Source organism: Duganella sacchari (assembly GCF_900143065.1).
In the GTDB taxonomy this organism is placed as follows: domain Bacteria; phylum Pseudomonadota; class Gammaproteobacteria; order Burkholderiales; family Burkholderiaceae_D; genus Rugamonas; species Rugamonas sacchari.
The window spans coordinates 1-17,598 of record NZ_FRCX01000006.1 but is presented as its reverse complement, the minus strand read 5'-3'; the positions used below and the strand labels follow the sequence as shown (position 1 = coordinate 17,598).

General features: G+C 61.3%; 14 protein-coding genes. 2 read left to right on the top strand and 12 right to left on the bottom strand.

Annotated elements, in window-relative coordinates; all coding sequences use genetic code 11:
* Positions 1-23 precede the first annotated feature (23 nt).
* The 4 genes from secD to queA form a co-directional block, all read right to left on the bottom strand.
* On the bottom strand, positions 24-1,886 hold the full coding sequence (gene secD / locus BUA36_RS14025) for a protein translocase subunit SecD (RefSeq protein WP_072785541.1): 1,863 nt from the start codon (positions 1,884-1,886) through the stop codon (positions 24-26).
* 65 nt (positions 1,887-1,951) lie between these two features.
* On the bottom strand, positions 1,952-2,239 hold the full coding sequence (yajC, locus tag BUA36_RS14020) for a preprotein translocase subunit YajC (protein WP_202413759.1): 288 nt from the start codon (positions 2,237-2,239) through the stop codon (positions 1,952-1,954).
* Between the two features lie 119 nt (positions 2,240-2,358).
* Positions 2,359-3,498: a tRNA guanosine(34) transglycosylase Tgt gene (gene tgt / locus BUA36_RS14015; protein ID WP_072785537.1), complete on the bottom strand. Its 1,140-nt coding sequence runs from the start codon at positions 3,496-3,498 to the stop codon at positions 2,359-2,361.
* Positions 3,499-3,501: 3 nt separating this feature from the next.
* Positions 3,502-4,527 carry a tRNA preQ1(34) S-adenosylmethionine ribosyltransferase-isomerase QueA gene (gene queA / locus BUA36_RS14010; RefSeq protein ID WP_072785535.1) on the bottom strand — a complete coding sequence of 342 codons (1,026 nt, stop codon included), beginning with the start codon at positions 4,525-4,527 and terminating at the stop codon, positions 3,502-3,504.
* Positions 4,528-4,614: 87 nt separating this feature from the next.
* Between queA and recG the strand changes: the two genes are divergently transcribed.
* Entirely contained in the window at positions 4,615-6,681 is a 2,067-nt protein-coding gene (gene recG / locus BUA36_RS14005) for an ATP-dependent DNA helicase RecG (RefSeq protein WP_072785532.1), read from the top strand.
* A 212-nt stretch (positions 6,682-6,893) separates the two neighbouring features.
* On the opposite strand, the gene BUA36_RS14000 is transcribed toward recG, so the two are convergent.
* The 7 genes from BUA36_RS14000 to BUA36_RS13970 all read right to left on the bottom strand — a co-directional run bounded on the left by BUA36_RS14000 (position 6,894) and on the right by BUA36_RS13970 (position 14,713).
* On the bottom strand, positions 6,894-8,105 hold the full coding sequence (locus tag BUA36_RS14000; RefSeq protein ID WP_072785530.1) for an MFS transporter: 1,212 nt from the start codon (positions 8,103-8,105) through the stop codon (positions 6,894-6,896).
* Positions 8,106-8,176: 71 nt separating this feature from the next.
* Positions 8,177-9,172: a Gfo/Idh/MocA family protein gene (locus tag BUA36_RS13995; protein ID WP_072785528.1), complete on the bottom strand. Its 996-nt coding sequence runs from the start codon at positions 9,170-9,172 to the stop codon at positions 8,177-8,179.
* A gap of 50 nt (positions 9,173-9,222) precedes the next feature.
* A complete protein-coding gene (locus tag BUA36_RS13990) occupies positions 9,223-10,020 on the bottom strand; it encodes a DUF3025 domain-containing protein (protein ID WP_072785526.1) in 798 nt (265 codons plus the stop codon).
* A 3-nt stretch (positions 10,021-10,023) separates the two neighbouring features.
* Positions 10,024-11,076, bottom strand: a complete 1,053-nt coding sequence (gene pyrC / locus BUA36_RS13985; protein WP_072785524.1) for a dihydroorotase — start codon at positions 11,074-11,076, stop codon at positions 10,024-10,026.
* A gap of 42 nt (positions 11,077-11,118) precedes the next feature.
* Positions 11,119-12,480, bottom strand: a complete 1,362-nt coding sequence (locus tag BUA36_RS13980; RefSeq protein ID WP_084560160.1) for a DUF2314 domain-containing protein — start codon at positions 12,478-12,480, stop codon at positions 11,119-11,121.
* Positions 12,481-12,539: 59 nt separating this feature from the next.
* Positions 12,540-13,988 (bottom strand): amidohydrolase family protein, encoded by a 1,449-nt coding sequence (locus BUA36_RS13975; RefSeq protein ID WP_072785522.1) that lies wholly within the window; start codon positions 13,986-13,988, stop codon positions 12,540-12,542.
* Entirely contained in the window at positions 13,988-14,713 is a 726-nt protein-coding gene (locus BUA36_RS13970; RefSeq protein WP_072785520.1) for an amino acid ABC transporter ATP-binding protein, read from the bottom strand. Before BUA36_RS13970 ends, BUA36_RS13975 begins: the two co-directional genes overlap by 1 nt.
* Positions 14,714-14,932: 219 nt before the next feature.
* Between BUA36_RS13970 and BUA36_RS13965 the strand changes: the two genes are divergently transcribed.
* Positions 14,933-16,168: a dicarboxylate/amino acid:cation symporter gene (locus BUA36_RS13965; RefSeq protein ID WP_072785518.1), complete on the top strand. Its 1,236-nt coding sequence runs from the start codon at positions 14,933-14,935 to the stop codon at positions 16,166-16,168.
* A 37-nt stretch (positions 16,169-16,205) separates the two neighbouring features.
* Here the strand turns inward: BUA36_RS13965 and BUA36_RS13960 are convergent, their stop codons facing one another.
* Complete coding sequence (locus tag BUA36_RS13960; protein ID WP_072782653.1) at positions 16,206-17,531, bottom strand: IS4 family transposase; 1,326 nt, start codon at positions 17,529-17,531, stop codon at positions 16,206-16,208.
* Positions 17,532-17,598 lie beyond the last annotated feature (67 nt).

The window sequence follows — 17,598 nt, the reverse complement described above, 5'->3', positions numbered from 1 at the left end:
TTCGTGCCCCGAGTTATTTCTGACTATTTCTGACCAGGTACCCAGACGGTACCAATGGCGATCGATTGCAGCTTCTTCTTGCGGCCGTACCAGAGGTTGACCACACCGCGCGAGACAAACACGGCGGAGAACATCGAGGTCAGAATACCCAGCGTGTGCACCACGGCGAAGCCGCGGATCGGACCGGAACCGAATACCCACAGCGCCACACCGACGATCAGCGTGGTGACGTTGGAGTCGATGATGGTGGCCCAGGCACGTTCGAAGCCGGCGGCAATCGCTGCCTGCGGCGTCGCACCGGCGCGCAGCTCTTCGCGGATACGCTCGTTAATCAGCACGTTGGAGTCAATCGCCATACCCAGCGCCAGCGCAATTGCGGCCATGCCCGGCAGGGTCAGGGTCACCTGCATCAGCGACAGGATGGCCAGCAGGAACAGCAGGTTGCAGGCCAGCGCAAACACGCTGAAGAAGCCGAAGATCATGTAGTAGGCGATCATGAACACGGCAATCGCCGCGAAACCGTACATGGTCGAGTGGATACCTTTGCTGATGTTTTCAGCGCCCAGTGCCGGACCGATGGTGCGTTCTTCGATCACGTCCATCGGCGCCGACAGCGCGCCGGAGCGCAGCAGCAGGGCCAGCTCGGCCGAGTTTTCGGCGTTGCCCATGCCGGTGATCTGGAAGCGGCTACCCAGTTCGCTCTGGATGGTGGCTACCGACAGCACTTCCGGCTTGCCTTTTTCCTTGAGCACGATGGCCATTTTCTTGCCCACGCGGTCGCGGGTGGCTTCACGCATGCGGCGGCCGCCGTCGCCGTTCAGGTCGATGCCGACGGCTGGCTGCTGGTTCTGGTCGAAGCTGGCGACCGCGCTGGCGATGTATTCACCGCTCAGCACCACGTCTTTGAGCAGCACCACCGGCACGCCTTTACCCACGGTGAACAGTTCCGAATTGAACGGAATGGCGGCAGTCAGTTCGGTGCCTGGCGTGACGCTCTCGTCCACCATGCGTACTTCCAGCGTGGCGGTGCGGCCGATCACCGCACGCGCGCGGGCCACGTCCTGCACGCCTGGCAGTTGGACCACGATGCGGTCCGGGCCTTGCTGCTGGATCACCGGCTCGGCCACGCCCAGTTCGTTGACACGCTTGGACAGGGTCGAGATGTTCTGCTTCACGCCATCGTCGATGGTTTGCTTGAGCGCGGCCGGCTTCAGGCTGACCACGGTTTTCAGTTCACTGCCTTCGCCGGCATCGGCATAGGTCAGGTCGGCAAGCGCGCCGGACAGCACGTCCTTGGCTTTCTGGCGGGTGGCGTCGTCGCGGAATTTGATTTCCACGGTGTCGCCCACCACCTCGATACCGGCGTGGCGCACGTTCTTGTCGCGCAGCGAGGAGCGGGCGGCCGACTGGATGCCCTGAATACGCTTGGCCAGCACGGCCTTGCTATCCACCTGCATCAGGAAGTGCACGCCACCACGCAAGTCGAGGCCGAGATACATCGGCAGCGCGTGCAGGCTTTGCATCCATTTCGGCGTGTCTTCCTGCAGGTTCAGCGCCACCAGGTAGGTAGGATCTTCAGGATCGGTGTTGAGGCCTTTTTCCAGCACCGACTTGGCCTGGAACTGGATGTCCGGCGTGGCAAAGCGCACGCGCACCGAGGCGTAGGTGCCGCTGCCGTCAAAGCTCAGACCGTTGTTGGCGATGCCGGCCTTGGCCAGCACGTCAGCCACCTTGGCCGTCATGTCGGAGGTCATCTTGACCGTCGACTTGCCGCTGGTGACCTGCACTGCCGGCGACTGGCCGAAGAAGTTAGGCACGGTAAACAGCGTGCCCAGCAGGATGGCAACGGCAATAAGGATATATTTCCAGACTGGATAACGATTCATATTGTTCTAACGTTCAATGTGGGCGTTGGACGCAACACGGCCCGCACACAGGCGGGCCGGCAAGATTACAGCGCCTTGATCGTGCCTTTTGGCAGAACCATGGTCACGGCGTTCTTCTGCACCATCATTTCGGCGCCGCTGGACACTTCCAGGGTCAGGTATTGGTCGTTAATCTTGGAGATCTTGCCCAGTACGCCGCCGACGGTGACGACTTCGTCGCCTTTGGCCAGGGCTTCCATCATGGCTTTTTGTTCCTTGGCGCGCTTCTGCTGAGGACGGATCATCAGGAAGTACATGGCCACGAACATCAGAATCAGGAAACCATACTGGCCCAGGAAGCCGGACGAGCCCATCGCTTCGAGTGGATTGGATTGGGCATAAGCATTGGAAATGAAGAACACAGGTGACTCCGATATCTATAGTTTAAAAAACAGCGCTGTATTCTAGCACTGGCCGGATGGCGTTAGGACTTTTACACCCCTCGTGCGCGGTCGGCGTGGAATTGCTGTACCCACGCCGGGAAACGGTCTGCATCCAGGGCGTCGCGCATCTGCTGCATGATGTCCAGGTAATAGTGCAGGTTGTGGATGGTATTCAGGCGCGCACCGAGGATTTCCTGGGTACGGTTCAGGTGGTGCAGATAGGCGCGCGAGAAGTTCTTGCAGGCGTAGCAGCTGCAGGTGCTGTCGAACGGCTCCTTGTCATCCTTGTAACGGGCGTTCTTGATCTTGACGTCGCCAAAGCGGGTGAAGATCCAGCCGTTGCGGGCGTTACGGGTAGGCATCACGCAGTCGAACATATCGACGCCATGGGACACGCCGGCCACCAGGTCTTCCGGCGTGCCGACGCCCATCAGATAGTGCGGCTTGTTGGCCGGCAGTTTCGGGCCGACGTGTTGCAGAATGCGCATCATGTCTTCTTTCGGCTCGCCCACCGACAGGCCGCCGATCGCCAGGCCCGGGAAGTCGATTTCTTCCAGACCGGCCAGCGACTCGTCGCGCAGCTTCTCGAACATGCCGCCCTGGACGATGCCGAACAGCGCGTTCGGGTTCTCGCCGCGGTGGAATTCGTCATGGGAGCGTTGCGCCCAGCGCAGCGACATGCGCATCGACTTGGCCGCTTCGTCCAGCGTGGCCGGGCGGTTGTTGATTTCGTATGGCGTGCATTCGTCGAACTGCATCACGATGTCCGAATTCAGCACGCGCTGGATCTGCATCGAGATTTCCGGCGACAGGAACAGCTTGTCACCATTGATGGGCGAGTTGAAGTGCACGCCTTCTTCGGTAATCTTGCGCATCGCGCCCAGCGAAAACACCTGGAAGCCGCCGGAGTCGGTCAGGATCGGCTTGTCCCAGCCCATGAAGTCATGCAGGCCGCCGAATTTGGCCATGACGTCATTGCCAGGACGCAGCCACAGGTGGAAGGTGTTGCCGAGGATGATCTGGGCATTGATTTCCTTGAGTTCCAGCGGCGACATGGCTTTCACCGAGCCGTAAGTACCAACCGGCATGAAAATCGGCGTTTGCACCACGCCATGGTTCAGCTTGACCTCGCCACGGCGGGCCTTGGTCACGCCGGTGGTATCGGTCTTGTGCAGTTTAAATTCCAGCATGTCTTATTCCTTGTTTTGCGTCGTCAGCAGCATGGCGTCGCCGTAGCTGAAGAAGCGGTATTCATTGGCGATCGCATGCGCGTAGGCGGCGCGGATCTCTTCAAAACCGGCAAACGCCGACACCAGCATCAGCAGCGTCGACTTCGGCAGGTGGAAATTGGTAATCAGGCGGGTCACGGTCTTGAACTGGTAGCCTGGCGTGATGAACAGCGCCGTATCCGCGCTGCCGGCCTCCAGCTGGCCGCTCTGCGACGCCGACTCCAGCGCGCGCAGCGAGGTCGTGCCGACCGCCACCACATCCCGGCCGGCAGCACGCGCCGCGCGCACCGCATCCACCGTCTCCTGCGGCATGGTGTACCACTCGGTATGCATCTGGTGATCGGACAGGTTTTCGTGACGCACCGGCTGGAAGGTGCCTGCGCCCACGTGCAGCGTCACGTAGGCAAAGTTGACACCCTTGGCTTTCAGCTTCTCCAGTAACGGCTCGTCAAAGTGCAGGCCGGCGGTGGGCGCGGCAACGGCGCCCGGCACCTTGTTGAACACGGTCTGATAGCGGTTTTCGTCAAACGAATCCGCATCGTGCTCGATGTACGGCGGCAGCGGCAGACGGCCATGCGCTTCGATGAGGTCAAACACATCGGCATCGAAATGCAGCGTGAAGAACTCGCCGGCGCGCTCGCCCACGGTCACGTCAAACGCATCGGCCAGACGCATCTTGGTGCCCGCCAGCGGCGAGCGCGAGGCGCGCACCTGGGCCAGCACGGTGCGGTTATCCAGCACGCGCTCCACCAGCGCCTCGACCTTGCCGCCGCTCTCCTTGGTGCCGAAGAAACGCGCCTTCAGCACGCGGGTATTGTTCATCACCAGCAGGTCGCCGGCTTGCAGCTGCGCGACGATGTCGGCGAACTGGCGGTCGATAATCTGCTTCCCGTCCAGATGCAGCAGACGGGAAGCGCTGCGGTCTGGCAGCGGGAATTGCGCAATACGTTCTTGCGGCAAGTTAAAATCGAAATCGGAAAGCGAATACATGTGCGGACTCTGTTAACAAAGATACGGTAGGCCTTAAGCCGGTGCTAGCCTTACAATACCGGCGGCCAACCCTCTATTTTACGCTATATGCCTGTTTCACCGCCGAAAACTGCTAAAAAAATCATCAGCGCAGAGGCCAAACTGGCCAAATTGGGCCTGCACACCGATATGGACCTGGTGTTGCACCTGCCCATGCGTTACGAGGATGAGACTCAGGTCATCACCATCGAAGAGGCCCGGCTGCACGGCGGCGACACCTCCCAAGTTGAGGGCGTTGTTGTAAAAAACGAGATCACCTACAAGCCCCGGCGCCAGCTGTTGGTGCATATCAGCGATGACACGGGCGAATTGCAGCTGCGTTTCATGAATTTCTACGGCAGCCAGGTCAAGCAGCTGGCCGAGGGCACGCGGGTGCGCGCGCGCGGCGAATTGAAGCACGGCTTCTTCGGCGCCGAGATGGTGCACCCGGCCTACAAGGTGGTCAACCAGGGCGCGCCGCTGCCAACCTCGCTGACGCCGGTCTATCCGTCCGGCGAGGGCCTGTCGCAGCCCGTGCTGCGCAAGGCTATCAACGAAGCCATGAAGCGTGTCGACTGGACCGACACGCTGCCCGCCTCCCTGCGCCAGCAATTACAGCTGTCCGACCTGGAGCCGGCCGTCAAGCTGCTGCACTATCCGCCGCAGCAAGTGGACAACTACGCACTGGCCGACCGCTCGCATCCGGCGTGGACGCGGGTCAAGTTCGACGAACTGCTGGCGCAGCAGCTGTCACTCAAACGCGCGCAGCGTGCGCGCCGCGCCAAAGGTTCGCCGGCGCTCACCAAGGTTGGCACGTTGTCGCGCGACCTGCAGGCGGTGCTGCCGTTCAAGCTGACAGGCGCGCAACAGCGCGTGCTGGCCGAGATCAGCGCCGATCTGCGCCAGCCCTATCCGATGCAGCGCCTGCTGCAGGGCGACGTCGGCAGCGGCAAGACCGTGGTGTCCGCGCTGGCGGCTGCGCAGGCGATCGACAGCGGTTATCAGGCCGCGCTGATGGCGCCGACCGAAATCCTGGCGGAACAGCACTTCCGCAAGATCGCCGCGTGGATGGAACCGCTGGGCGTCAAGGTCGCCTGGCTGACCGGCAGCCTGAAGAAAAAAGAAAAACAGGCCGCCTACGACATGATCGAATCCGGCGAAGCCCGCCTCGTGGTCGGCACCCACGCGCTGCTGCAAGACGTGGTGACGTTTGAAAACCTCGGTCTGTCCATCGTCGACGAGCAGCACCGCTTTGGCGTCGGCCAGCGGCTTTTGTTGCGCAACAAAGGCGTCGCCGGCTCCGTGCCGCACCAGCTCATGATGTCCGCCACGCCGATCCCGCGCACGCTGGCCATGACCTACTACGCCGACCTGGAAGTCTCCGTGATCGACGAACTGCCGCCCGGCCGCAGCCCCATCGTCACGCGCGCCATCGACCAGAACCGCCGCGACGAAGTGATCGAACGCGTACACGCCGCCGCGCAGGAAGGCCGCCAGGTGTACTGGGTCTGTCCGCTGATCGAAGAATCGGAAGCGCTGCAACTGCAAACCGCGACCGAGACGCACGCCCTGCTGGCCGAAGCCCTGCCCGACCTGAATGTCGGTCTGGTCCACGGCCGCATGAAGCCGGCGGAGAAGCAATTGGTGATGGACGCCTTCACCGCCAACGAGATGCAGGTGCTGGTCGCCACCACTGTGATCGAAGTAGGGGTTGACGTTCCGAATGCATCGCTGATGGTGATTGAGCACGCCGAGCGTTTTGGCCTGTCGCAGCTGCACCAGCTGCGCGGCCGCGTGGGCCGGGGTTCGGCGGCGTCAGTCTGCCTGCTGCTGTATCAAAGCCCGCTGGGGCACGTCGCCAAGCAGCGCCTGATGACCATGCGCGAAACCACGGACGGTTTCGAAATCGCCCGGCGCGACCTGGAGATCCGAGGCCCCGGCGAATTCCTCGGCGCACGCCAGTCCGGCCAGGCCATGCTGCGCTTCGCCGACCTGGAAACCGACAGCTGGCTGGTCGACCAGGCACGCGACGTCGCCCACGACCTGCTGCACTCCGACAGCCCGGAAAAAGCCGCCACCGTCGAAGCCCACCTCGCCCGCTGGCTAGGCGGCCGCGAAGAATTCCTCAAAGTCTAAGTTCGGGGTCAGTACCGACATTCGGACACAGCCTCTGCCGTAGGCACGCCTACGGCAGAGGCTGTGTCCGAATGTCGGCACTGACCCCGAACTATACTAAAAGCAGAGGTAGATGCGGTTCGCTAGATCGACCACAAAGTCTGGCTGCAAGTACGACGCGAAGATCAGCGCCAGCACCACGGCGACGATGGCGCGTAGCAGCCTGGTCTTCATCATGCCACCTGTGCGCGCACCACTGGGCGTTCGCTGATCGGCAGGTTGATCAGGCCGGACATCACGCCCAGCGCTATCGCGATGCCCCACACGATGTCGTAGCTGCCGGTGCTGGTGTACAGATAACCGCCCAGCCACACGCCCAGGAAGCTGCCCAGCTGGTGCGAGAAGAAGACGATCCCGGCCAGCATGGACATATGCTTGACGCCAAATACGCCGGCAATGATGCCGTTGGTGAGTGGCACCGTGGACAGCCACAGCACGCCCATCGCCGCCGCAAACAGGTATACCGATGCCGGCATCAATGGCGCCAGCAGGAATAGCGAGATCACCACGGAGCGCGAGAAGTAAATCGTCGACAGCAGGTAGCGTTTGGGGAAGCGTCCACCCAGCTTGCCCGCGTAGTAGGAACCGAAGATGTTGAACAAGCCTATCAGCGCCAGCGCCATCACCGCCACGCTTGGATTGGCAATGCCCTTATCTTTCAGATACGCGGGCAAATGCACGCCGATGAACACCACCTGGAAGCCGCAGACGAAATAACCGGTCAACAGGAACAGGAAGGAGCGATTCCCCAGCGCCTCGCTGGCCGCCTCGCGGATGCTTTGCTGCGGGCCGTGTGCATGCGTCACCGCAGGCTCGCGCAGATGGAAGGCCATCGGCACCATCAGCAGCACGATCAGGCCGCCCAGGATGTAGAAGGCGCTCTGCCAGCCGACGGCGGAAATCAGCTGCTGCTCAATCGGCATCATCATGAACTGGCCAAACGAGCTGGCCGCGCCGGAAATACCAAACGCCCATGAACGCTTCTCCACCGGCGCCACACGGCCAATGATGCCGCTCACCGCGCCGAACGCGGTACACGCCAGGCCTATGCCGATAAACACGCCGGAGCCCAGCACGAACATGGTCGGATGCGTGATCGTCGCCATCCACACCAGGCCGAGCATGTACGAGACGGCGCCCACCAGCACCACGCGCATGGTGCCGAAGCGGTCGGCCGCCATGCCGGCGAACGGACCAAACGCGCCCCACATCAGATTCTGCATCGCCTGCGCCAGCGAATAGGTCTCGCGCGTCCAGCCGTTGGCCTGGGAGATCGGCTGCATCCAGAAGCCAAAGCCATGGCGCACGCCCATGGCCAGCGTCAGCACGACGCCAGTGGCGAGCAGCACGGTTTTCAAGGAGGGTGCGCGGTCGGCGGTGAACATGGTCTATCCCCGGTTATTAAAATCATATTCCCCGATTTTAACCAGTTCGCGCCAACCGCGCTTGAGACGCCCTACTCGTCGGATGGATAACGCAGACCGATCTGCGCGCGGATTTCGTCGAGTGCGCCCATGATGGACAGGGTTTCTTCGTGCGGCATCACCGGGCTTTCGATCAGGCCTGCGCGCAGGCAGCGGCCAACTTCCTGCGCTTCGTGCGTGTAGCCGTTGCCGCTTTTCGGCAGCGTGATAGTGCGTTCGCCGCGCGAGCCGCCGTCCACCAGCGTAACGCTGATGCTGTCCGTGCTGTGGAAGCGGTCATGCAGGCGCACAAAGCCCTTGGTGCCGGAGATGGTCAATTCGGTCGGCGTGCGCGAACGCAGGCTGCACGAGCAGGCCGACACGGCGCCGCCTTTATGCTGCAAGGTGAATGCGGTCTGCATATCGACGCCGGTGGCCGTCATCTCCGCCTGCGCCTTGACGCCCGTGACAGGACCGAGGAAGTACGACGCCATCGACAGCGGATAGATGCCCAGGTCCAGCAGCGCGCCACCGCCCAGCTCCGGCGCGAACAGGCGATGCTCCGGGCCAGCATCCGACGTGAAGCCGAAATCGGCGCTGACATTGGCCGGCTTGCCGATCTCGCCGCTGTCGACGATGCGCTTGGCTTCCACAATGGCCGGCATGAAGCGCGTCCACATGGCTTCCATCACGAACAGTTTTTTCGCGCGCGCGAGATTGATGATGTCTTCGGCCTGACGACGGTTCATAGTGAACGACTTCTCCACCAGCACCGCCTTGCCGCCGTGTAGGCACATCAGCGCGTTCTCGTGGTGCATGGGGTGCGGCGTGCCGATGTAGATGACATCGACGTCAGGATCATCAGCCAGCGCCTGATAGCTGCCGTGGGCACGCCCGGCGCCATACGCCTGCGCGAAGGTGTTAGCGCTATCTACAGTGCGCGAAGCAACGGCGGCCAGTTGGGCATCAGGCGTGTCCTTCAATGCAGTAGCGAAGGCTTTGGCGATTTTGCCGGTGCCCAGAATACCCCAGCGGATTGGCTGCGTCATGGCGTGCACTTTCTGCCGCGTCGGCGGCGAATTGGTTGATGTCGAGCGGATTATTTTACTGCGCTTATGCGTTTCGGGCGGAACACCGTTGCGTCGGCATAGAACGCCTGGTCCTGCTCCGGCCACCAGCCAGGCACACCCAGCGCCTGCATCGGCGTGAAGCTGGAGGTGGTCAATTCCTCGTCCAGCAATTGCTGCGCGACTTTGGCATCCAGCCATGCGCGGCGGCCTTCGTGGTCCAGCGTGAAGAATGCGTCGCTGGCCAGCACGATGCGTGTATGCGCGGTCATGGCCTTGCGCGGCGCGACCAGCTTTTCCATCAGCGCGTGGCCGAACAGCCAGACCTGGGCATCCGTCCCCCATTGCGCGCGGCGCGTCAGGAACGCTTCCTGCCAGCGATGCTCACGCAGCGCATCAATCAGTGCATGGCCGTCTGCGTTATCGCGTGCCACCAGCAGAGCTGCGTTCTCATCGAAGATGGTCGCAGCATCACGTGCGGGACCGCGCGATTTGCCGACGCCATCCTGCGCGATCTGCGCCGCCTGCAAGGCGTTCAGCTGCACTTTGATGCGCGGGAAGGTCAGCCATACCAGGCCGTTGAAGAAATCATGGAAGTTGTCGCGGGTCGGCACGCAGCCGCTGGCGCCGATGTGCTCTTCATATGCGGTCCCCTCCGGCAAATCCTCCTGCGGCACAAACGAGATCGGCAACCCGAGGTGATTGCGCAGGCCCAGCGCGGCGGCCTGCTTGCTGAATTCATCGCGGAAGTGGGCTTGCGCCGACAGGCAGCCAGCCGCGCCGCGTACGGACTCGTACCAGGGGCGCGACCAGTCGACTGCGTCCAGCACTGCTTAAACCATTTTCCAGTTGATGGTTTCGCCAGCGTTCAGCGGGATTACCTGCTGGTCTGCCAGCGGCAGGGCTTCCGGCAGCGTCCACTGCTCGCGCTTCAGCGTAATCTTGCCTTCGTTGACCGGCAGGTTGTAGAAGGCCGGACCATTCAGGCTGGCGAAAGCTTCCAGCTTGTCCAGCGCACCGGCGCGTTCGAAGGCTTCGGCATACAGCTCCATCGCGTGCAGCGCGGTGTAGCAGCCGGCGCAACCGCAGGCGGCTTCCTTGGCGCCTTGCGCGTGCGGCGCCGAGTCGGTGCCGAGGAAGAAGCGCTCGTCGCCGCTGGTGGCCGCCGTCACCAGCGCCAGGCGGTGCTCTTCACGTTTCAGCACCGGCAGGCAGTAGTAATGCGGACGGATGCCGCCCTTGAAGATGTCGTTACGGTTGTACAGCAGGTGGTGGGCGGTGATGGTCGCGGCGATCGGGCCTTCCGCTTCCGCCACGTACTGCGCGGCGTGCTTGGTGGTGATGTGTTCGAACACGATATTCAGCGCCGGGAAGTCGCGGCGCAGCGGGCGCATCACGCGCTCGATGAACACCGCCTCGCGGTCGAACAGGTCGATGTCCTGGTCGGTCACTTCGCCGTGCACCAGGAACGGCATGCCGACTTCCTGCATCTTTTCCAGCACCTTGTAGCAGTTGGACAGATCGGTCACGCCGGCGTCCGAGTTGGTGGTGGCGCCGGCCGGGTACAGCTTGACCGCGTGCACCACGCCGCTCTCCTGCGCGCGCAGGATTTCATCTGGCTGCGTGTTATTGGTCAGATAGAGCGTCATCAGCGGCTCGAACGACATGCCTTCCGGCAGCGCCGCCAGGATGCGCTCGCGATAGGCGACTGCCGCCTCGGTAGTGGTGACCGGCGGTTTCAGATTCGGCATCACAATCGCGCGGCCGAACTGGCGGGCGCTGTGCGGCAGCACGCTGGCCAGCGTCGCGCCATCGCGCAAGTGCAAATGCCAGTCGTCTGGGCGGATGATGGTGATGCTGGATGGGGCTTGTTCGAGGTCGGACATGGCGGCGGGCTTTCAGGCTATCAAATGCGAATAGCCGATATTTTACCTGCTTTGTGCGTCTTTTTTGCCAGCGTACTGGGCTTCCATGAGCTTACCGGTCTCGTTACCGTCCTCTTTGCCGTCGCCGTAGCGGTGGATGTAGTCGAACACATCGTCCATCGCCACCTTGACAATTTGACCACTATGCAGCGTTGGAATTTGGGCAGGTTCATTGTTGAGCAGGCCGGTGATTTGCTTGTCGCGCCACTGGGTCACTTCCACCCACATCCATTCGTTGCGCTGGTCAGGCGTCGCAAACGGCGCTTTGACCAGCAGGTACTCGCCCGGTTTCAGGCCGGCATTGAAGGCGGTACGCAGCGCAGGCAGCTTTGCCTTGGCGGCCTTGCTGGCGGCGAGTATGGCGTCGGTGTGTTTGATTTTCTGAACCTCATCGCTGAAGCCATACAGGTCCATGAACAGCGCGACCTGCCGCGCGTAACGGTCAGGGCCGGGGTAACGTTCAAAACCCAGTTCCAGCAGGCGGTTTTGTGGGTCGCCCTGCTCCGGTTTGCTCTTGTACAGCACAATCTGCACGCTGGGTTTGGCATTGGGCTTCGAGGTATGCCGTTGCGCGCTTTTGACGTCCTCGTGTTTGAGCTTGTTCAGACTCAGCGTCACCGTGCCATCCTGGCCGACGGACTGGCCTTCCACCATGGCTTGTGACAGCGCCACGATGGCATTGCCGACCTGGGCGTTGTTCGAGCGCGAAAAATCATTCACCACCACGTCCGGCAGGCCGAACTTGGCCATACCCAGCGTAATGGCGCGCAGCATTTTGTCGCCCTGATAGGCGTGGATGACGGTTTGCGTGAGCGCATTGGGCGTGTCACCCTGCCAGCTGTCGACATGCCGTTTGCGCCACGCATCGGGGGTGAAGATTTCACGGGTTTCTTCGTCCCAGATCAGGCCCTGGGTCTGCTCGGCGACCTGGAGCACCAGGCGGTCGGCGGCTTGCTGGCCGGCGTAGGTCGGCGTGGCCGGCATGGCAAACTCGAGCGACAGCACATGCTGGGCCTGCTGCAATGCCTCCGCCTGCGCGGGCGTCAGGCCACGGCCAAAGTATTTGATGTGCTGCAGGTCGGGCGGCGTGTAGGTCTTTTGCGCGGTGTCCACCCAGCTGGCCATGGCCAGCGGCTGGGTCAGCTCCTTGGGGAAACTCTGCACCAGCTTGATCTTGTTGCCCTGCCTGGCATCCACCTCGGCCAGTACCGCCAACGGTTTGCTGGCCGGCGGCGTGGCGTAATACACCGCATAAATAAAACTCACCGGTCCGCGCATCGGCGCACCGGCCGGGAACACCTCCGCCGCACCGGCGGCAGAGGCTAACCAGATCAGGCAGAAAAACAGGGAGCGAAATAGCGGCATGACGGTCTCAGTTAATTATCAAACCGACATTATGCCGCTTTTCGCACGGCGGTTGGCGCTTACTCCGCTGTGGTCTGTGCCGCCCAGGCCTTGGTGTCGGCCAGGATTTTGTCCAGGCGCTTGCGGTCATAAACGCTGCCCCGGCTGATGACGGTGCGGATCTTGCGCGTGGCCGCAATGTCTTGCAGCGGATTGGCGTCCAGCACCAGCACGTCGGCGGCCTTGCCGGCCTCCAGCGCGCCATAGCGGTCCAGCTTGCCAAGGAAGCGCGGGCCGTTGATCACGGCCGTTTGCAGCGCTTGCGGCGCCGTCAGGCCATAGTTCACGTACAGGCCGATTTCATCATGTAGCGCCTGGCCGGGATAGTCATATGAATTCAGGAAGCCCGCGTCCGTGCCGGCGATGATGCTCACGCCCTCCTGCTGCAGGATAGGCAGCAGCGAGGCGGCTTTCTCAAACACCGCCTTGCGCTGCGCGATGGCGGCCGCATCATCTTGCGCCGCGCGCTGTACGCGCCAATCGTAGGTAGCACGCAGGCCTTTGCCGATGTACTGCAAAGCTTCGTCATGCGCGTGATCGTCATGGTCCAGATACGCCACCACGCGCGACACCGACAGGGTCGGCACCATGGCCGTGCCCTTGGATGCCATATAGCGGAACGACGCACGTGCCGTCGCCTCATCATAGGTCGCCAGGCTTTGCTGCATGGCTTCCTTGCTGGTCAGGGTGCCTGCAGCAACCTGATCGGTCAGCTCTTTCTCTTTGGGCGTGGCCGCGCGCAGCAGGTAGGACTGGTGCTCGACCGTGCCCAGTCCCGCATCAAACATCGTGGCCAGGGTCAGCTGCACCGGAATATGGCCCGAGGTACGCATGCCGCGTTCCTTGGCCTGGCGCAGCGCTTCCAGATAAATCTCCGGCTTCAGCGTGTTTTCGGTGATCTTGACGAAGTCCACCTTCTGGCCTTGCAGCTTGTCGAGCGCCCTACTGACTTCTTCCGGCGTGCCGACTTCAATCGTGCCCTTCCACAGCGGCTTGTAGCCTTCCAGCTTGGCGGCCGAGGTAAAGATGGTCGGCCCTTCCAGCTGGCCTGCGTTCACCTGGTCGCGCCACTGCAGCACGGTGTCCGGCAGGTCGCCCGAGCAATCGCGCACGGCCGTGATGCCATACGCCAGATACAGCTGCAGCAAATGCTTGTTCTCGTCGATCAGCGCCGGACCGCCGCCAAAATGCACATGCGTGTCCCACAGGCCCGGCATCACATACTTGCCCGGCAGGCTGATGGTTTTTTTGGCAGCATAGCGGGACAACTGCTGGTCATCCACCACCGCCAGGATCGTGTCGCCCTTGAGCACCACCGATTTGCCTTTGACCGCCTTGCCGCCCGCCACATCGATCAGCGTCGCCTTGGTCAGCACCAGGTCGGCAGCGATCTTGTCTGCCGCGTGCGCGGCGCTCAGGAGTCCCAGCGCCAGCATCGCGCCACTTAATTGCTTAAGAGAAATTTTCATCAGTGAATTATACGAGCCAAGAAATCGCGCGCGCGCTCGGTTTGCGGCGCGTGGAAAAATTCGTCCTTGCTGCTGTCTTCGAGAATGCTGCCCTGGTCCATGAACACCACCCGGTTGGCGACCTTGCGGGCAAAGCCCATTTCGTGGGTAACCACCATCATGGTCATGCCCTCCTGCGCCAGGCCGACCATGACGTCGAGCACCTCGTTAATCATTTCCGGGTCCAGCGCCGAGGTCGGTTCGTCAAACAGCATGGCGATCGGGTCCATGGCCAGCGCGCGGGCAATGGCCACGCGCTGCTGCTGGCCGCCCGACAGCTGGCTCGGGAATTTATCCTGCTGCGCCAGCAGGCCGACCCGGTCCAGGTACTGCAAGCCACGCGCCGTGGCCTCCTCGTCGCTGCGGCCCAGCACCTTGATCTGGCCCAGCGTCAGGTTGTCGCGCACCGACAGATGGGGGAACAGCTCGAAATTCTGGAACACCATGCCGATGCGCGCACGCAGCGCCGGCAGATCCGTGCCCTTGGCGCCGACCGCCGTGCCGTCCACGGTAATATGCCCCTGCTGGAACGGTTCCAGCCCGTTGACGGTCTTGATCAGGGTGGACTTGCCGGAGCCGGATGGGCCGCAAATCACCATCACATCGCCCTTTTCCACCCGGGTGCTACAGTCCTTCAACACCTGGAATTGCCCGTACCACTTGCTGATATTTGTAATTTCGATCATAGGTAAAAAGAATATTCTGTCCGCCCCACAGCCCTGTATACGCGGCATTCTGCGCGCTTGACAGCGCCCTTGCCCACAAGGATACTGCGGAACTTGCCAAGAGTTTCAGCAGTCGGCGCACCCAACAACCGGCTGTCGCCACGCCAAGAAGACCGCAACGGCGGCCATCCCGCCCCATGCGCAGGCCCAGAGAGACACTACCACAGGAAACCCAAAAACATGAATAAACAAAGCCGATTGACTACGTACATCCTGATTGGACTGGTGCTAGGCATCATTACAGGCTACTTCGCCAATACCAATCTGGAACATCCGGCCGGCTTTGCCGATACCATGGCGCTGATTACCACGCTGTTCCTGCGCCTGATCAAGATGATTATCGCGCCGCTGGTGTTCTCGACGCTGGTGTGCGGCATTGCCAAGATGGGCGATGCGTCGGCAGTGGGCCGGGTTGGCGTGAAAACGCTGGGCTGGTTCTTCCTCGCCTCGCTGATGTCGCTGAGCCTGGGTCTGGTGCTGGTCAACCTGTTCCGTCCCGGCGACGCGCTGCTGGGCCACATGGCCGCCACCGCCGCCAAGGCTGATCTGGCAACCTCCAGCCTGACCCTGAAAGATTTCGTCACCCACCTGGTGCCATCGTCGATCGTCGACGGCATGGCCAAGAACGAAATCCTGCAGATCGTGATTTTCTCGCTGTTCTTCGGTTCGGCAGCGGCAGCCATTGGCCAGAAAGCCAACGCGCTGATTGAAGCGCTGGACGGCGTTGCGCACGTGATGCTGAAAGTCACCGGCTACGTGATGAAATTTGCCCCGTTTGCCGTGTTTGCGGCTGTGGCAGGCACCATCGCCAAGAGCGGCCTGGGCGTACTGTCGACCTACGGCGTGTTCATGGCCGAGTTCTACTTCGGCATCGCGCTGCTGTGGGCGCTGCTGATCTTCATTGGCTTCCTGTTCCTCAAAGGCCGCGTGTTCGCGCTGATGAAGGAAATGCGCAGCCCGGCGCTGCTGGCCTTCTCGACCGCATCGAGCGAAGCGGCTTATCCAAAAACGCTGGAAGGCCTGGAGCGTTTCGGCGTACGCAACCGCATCGCCTCGTTCGTGCTGCCCATCGGCTACTCGTTCAACCTGGACGGCTCGATGATGTACTGCACCTTCGCCACCGTGTTCATCGCCCAGGCATATGGCATTGAAATGTCGCTGGGCCAGCAGATGACCATGATGATGGTGCTGATGCTGACCTCCAAAGGCATGGCCGGCGTGCCGCGCGCATCGCTGGTGGTGATTGCGGCGACGCTGGGCCAGTTCAACATTCCGGAAGCCGGCATGCTGCTGCTGCTGGGCATCGACCACTTCCTCGACATGGCGCGCTCCGCAACCAACGTCATCGGCAACGGCATCGCCACCGCCGTCGTCGCCAAGTGGGAAGGCGAGATGGACCCGCCGAAAACGGCATAAGCATCAACCAAAAAGCCACCTCGCGGTGTAATGCCGTTCAGTTAAGGTCTCGTTTTAAGACTCGTACGGTGTAACGTTTAGGCAGCGCTTTAACGGCCCGATCGTAATGGCGATCGGGCCGTTCTTCATTTAGAAGATCGACGAGCCGTTTGCGTAGGCGCTGAAGTAAAGCCGGTAACTTGCCGTAGGAACGAACAACCGCAGCCCAATGCAGTTCATATTGAATAATGTGGAAGGCACGGATAAAGCTGATTTCGGTCGGATCGCATTTGACTGCGAGTGCCGCCTTGGCCATTTCAAGGCGGACCAAATTGTAAGCAGTCAGTGTCCCCCAGATTTCCTGATATACCCCATCGACTGTTTTGCTGCGCAAGGTTAATGCCTTACCCAGCATGCTTTGCTTCAGTTCCCGGTAACTCGTTTCGATTTGCCAGCGTCGCTTGTAGTAAGCCGCAATATCAGCGCTCGTATAACGCTTACGGTCCAGAAGCGACGTCAGCAAGACATGCTTGCGCGCTTGGCTATCGATCACCGTGATGGCTCGCGCCTGCCAGAACTCAGGCAGGTCAGGCCGTTTCTTCCGTACCTGCTGAGCCAGTCGCAGTTCGATCAGCACGTCATCGGATGGTGGTTCCAGTAATTGCCATTTGGTGTTGGCTTTGGCGGGAATGATGTAATGGCGGTTATTGCCATTGCCAGTCAGGCCGCAGAGGATTTCCGCTGCCATGAAGCCCTTATCGAAGGCTGTCAGTGAGTTATCGGGGATCGACGGCAGGAGCTCTTTTGCATACTGCATTTCATTGCTACCGTAGGGACCGAAGGCGGCGCAGCGAATCAGGTGGGTTGATACGTCCGTCAGCGTAACGGCGCGTACTTGCGGATAACTTGACACTACCTTGGCATAAGCTTGAGCACCGAAATGCTCCCGCTGTTCTGGTGTGTCGGCGGTCTTCAAGGTCGTACCATCGAGTGCGAATAAGCGCAGCCCTTTAAGTTGATACTGCTTCGCGTCTTGCTCACCCCACGCCTTGGCAGACAATTCAAATAGCATCTGCAGCGGCGCTGCCCCCACACGCTGGCGAGCCTGCGCAATGGCGCTCTTGCTCACATAAGGCACTTGCAAATCCGGTAGCGCAAGCTCCAGATCATCAAGCACCTCACTGATCGATTGATGGCGGTACAGTGCCAACGCCACGACCAACCAAACCACTTGCTCAGCAGGCAAACGACGTTGACGGATACTGGCTTTGCCTGTGTACTGGACGGCTTGCTCTATCCACTCAACAGGCAAGTGCTGGCCCAGACGCTCCCAGTTCGGGACATCTTGGGTTTCGGCTAAAAAATGGATCGCGTCATCAAGCATGAACCGAAGGTTAACAGGCCATTCTTACGTTTACAACTCTTCAAAATAAAAATGCCGTTCAGTCTTA

Bases quoted from the DNA above. Each gene is read 5' to 3' on its own strand.
- BUA36_RS13975 (WP_072785522.1), bottom strand. From the start codon at position 13,988: ATGAAAATTTCTCTTAAGCAATTAAGTGGCGCGATGCTGGCGCTGGGA.
- tgt (WP_072785537.1), bottom strand. From the start codon at position 3,498: ATGCTGGAATTTAAACTGCACAAGACCGATACCACCGGCGTGACCAAG.
- BUA36_RS14000 (WP_072785530.1), bottom strand. From the start codon at position 8,105: ATGTTCACCGCCGACCGCGCACCCTCCTTGAAAACCGTGCTGCTCGCC.
- BUA36_RS13965 (WP_072785518.1), top strand. From the start codon at position 14,933: ATGAATAAACAAAGCCGATTGACTACGTACATCCTGATTGGACTGGTG.
- BUA36_RS13970 (WP_072785520.1), bottom strand. From the start codon at position 14,713: ATGATCGAAATTACAAATATCAGCAAGTGGTACGGGCAATTCCAGGTG.
- secD (WP_072785541.1), bottom strand. From the start codon at position 1,886: ATGAATCGTTATCCAGTCTGGAAATATATCCTTATTGCCGTTGCCATC.
- yajC (WP_202413759.1), bottom strand. From the start codon at position 2,239: ATGGGCTCGTCCGGCTTCCTGGGCCAGTATGGTTTCCTGATTCTGATG.
- BUA36_RS13980 (WP_084560160.1), bottom strand. From the start codon at position 12,480: ATGCCGCTATTTCGCTCCCTGTTTTTCTGCCTGATCTGGTTAGCCTCT.
- queA (WP_072785535.1), bottom strand. From the start codon at position 4,527: ATGTATTCGCTTTCCGATTTCGATTTTAACTTGCCGCAAGAACGTATT.
- recG (WP_072785532.1), top strand. From the start codon at position 4,615: ATGCCTGTTTCACCGCCGAAAACTGCTAAAAAAATCATCAGCGCAGAG.
- pyrC (WP_072785524.1), bottom strand. From the start codon at position 11,076: ATGTCCGACCTCGAACAAGCCCCATCCAGCATCACCATCATCCGCCCA.
- BUA36_RS13960 (WP_072782653.1), bottom strand. From the start codon at position 17,531: ATGCTTGATGACGCGATCCATTTTTTAGCCGAAACCCAAGATGTCCCG.
- BUA36_RS13995 (WP_072785528.1), bottom strand. From the start codon at position 9,172: ATGACGCAGCCAATCCGCTGGGGTATTCTGGGCACCGGCAAAATCGCC.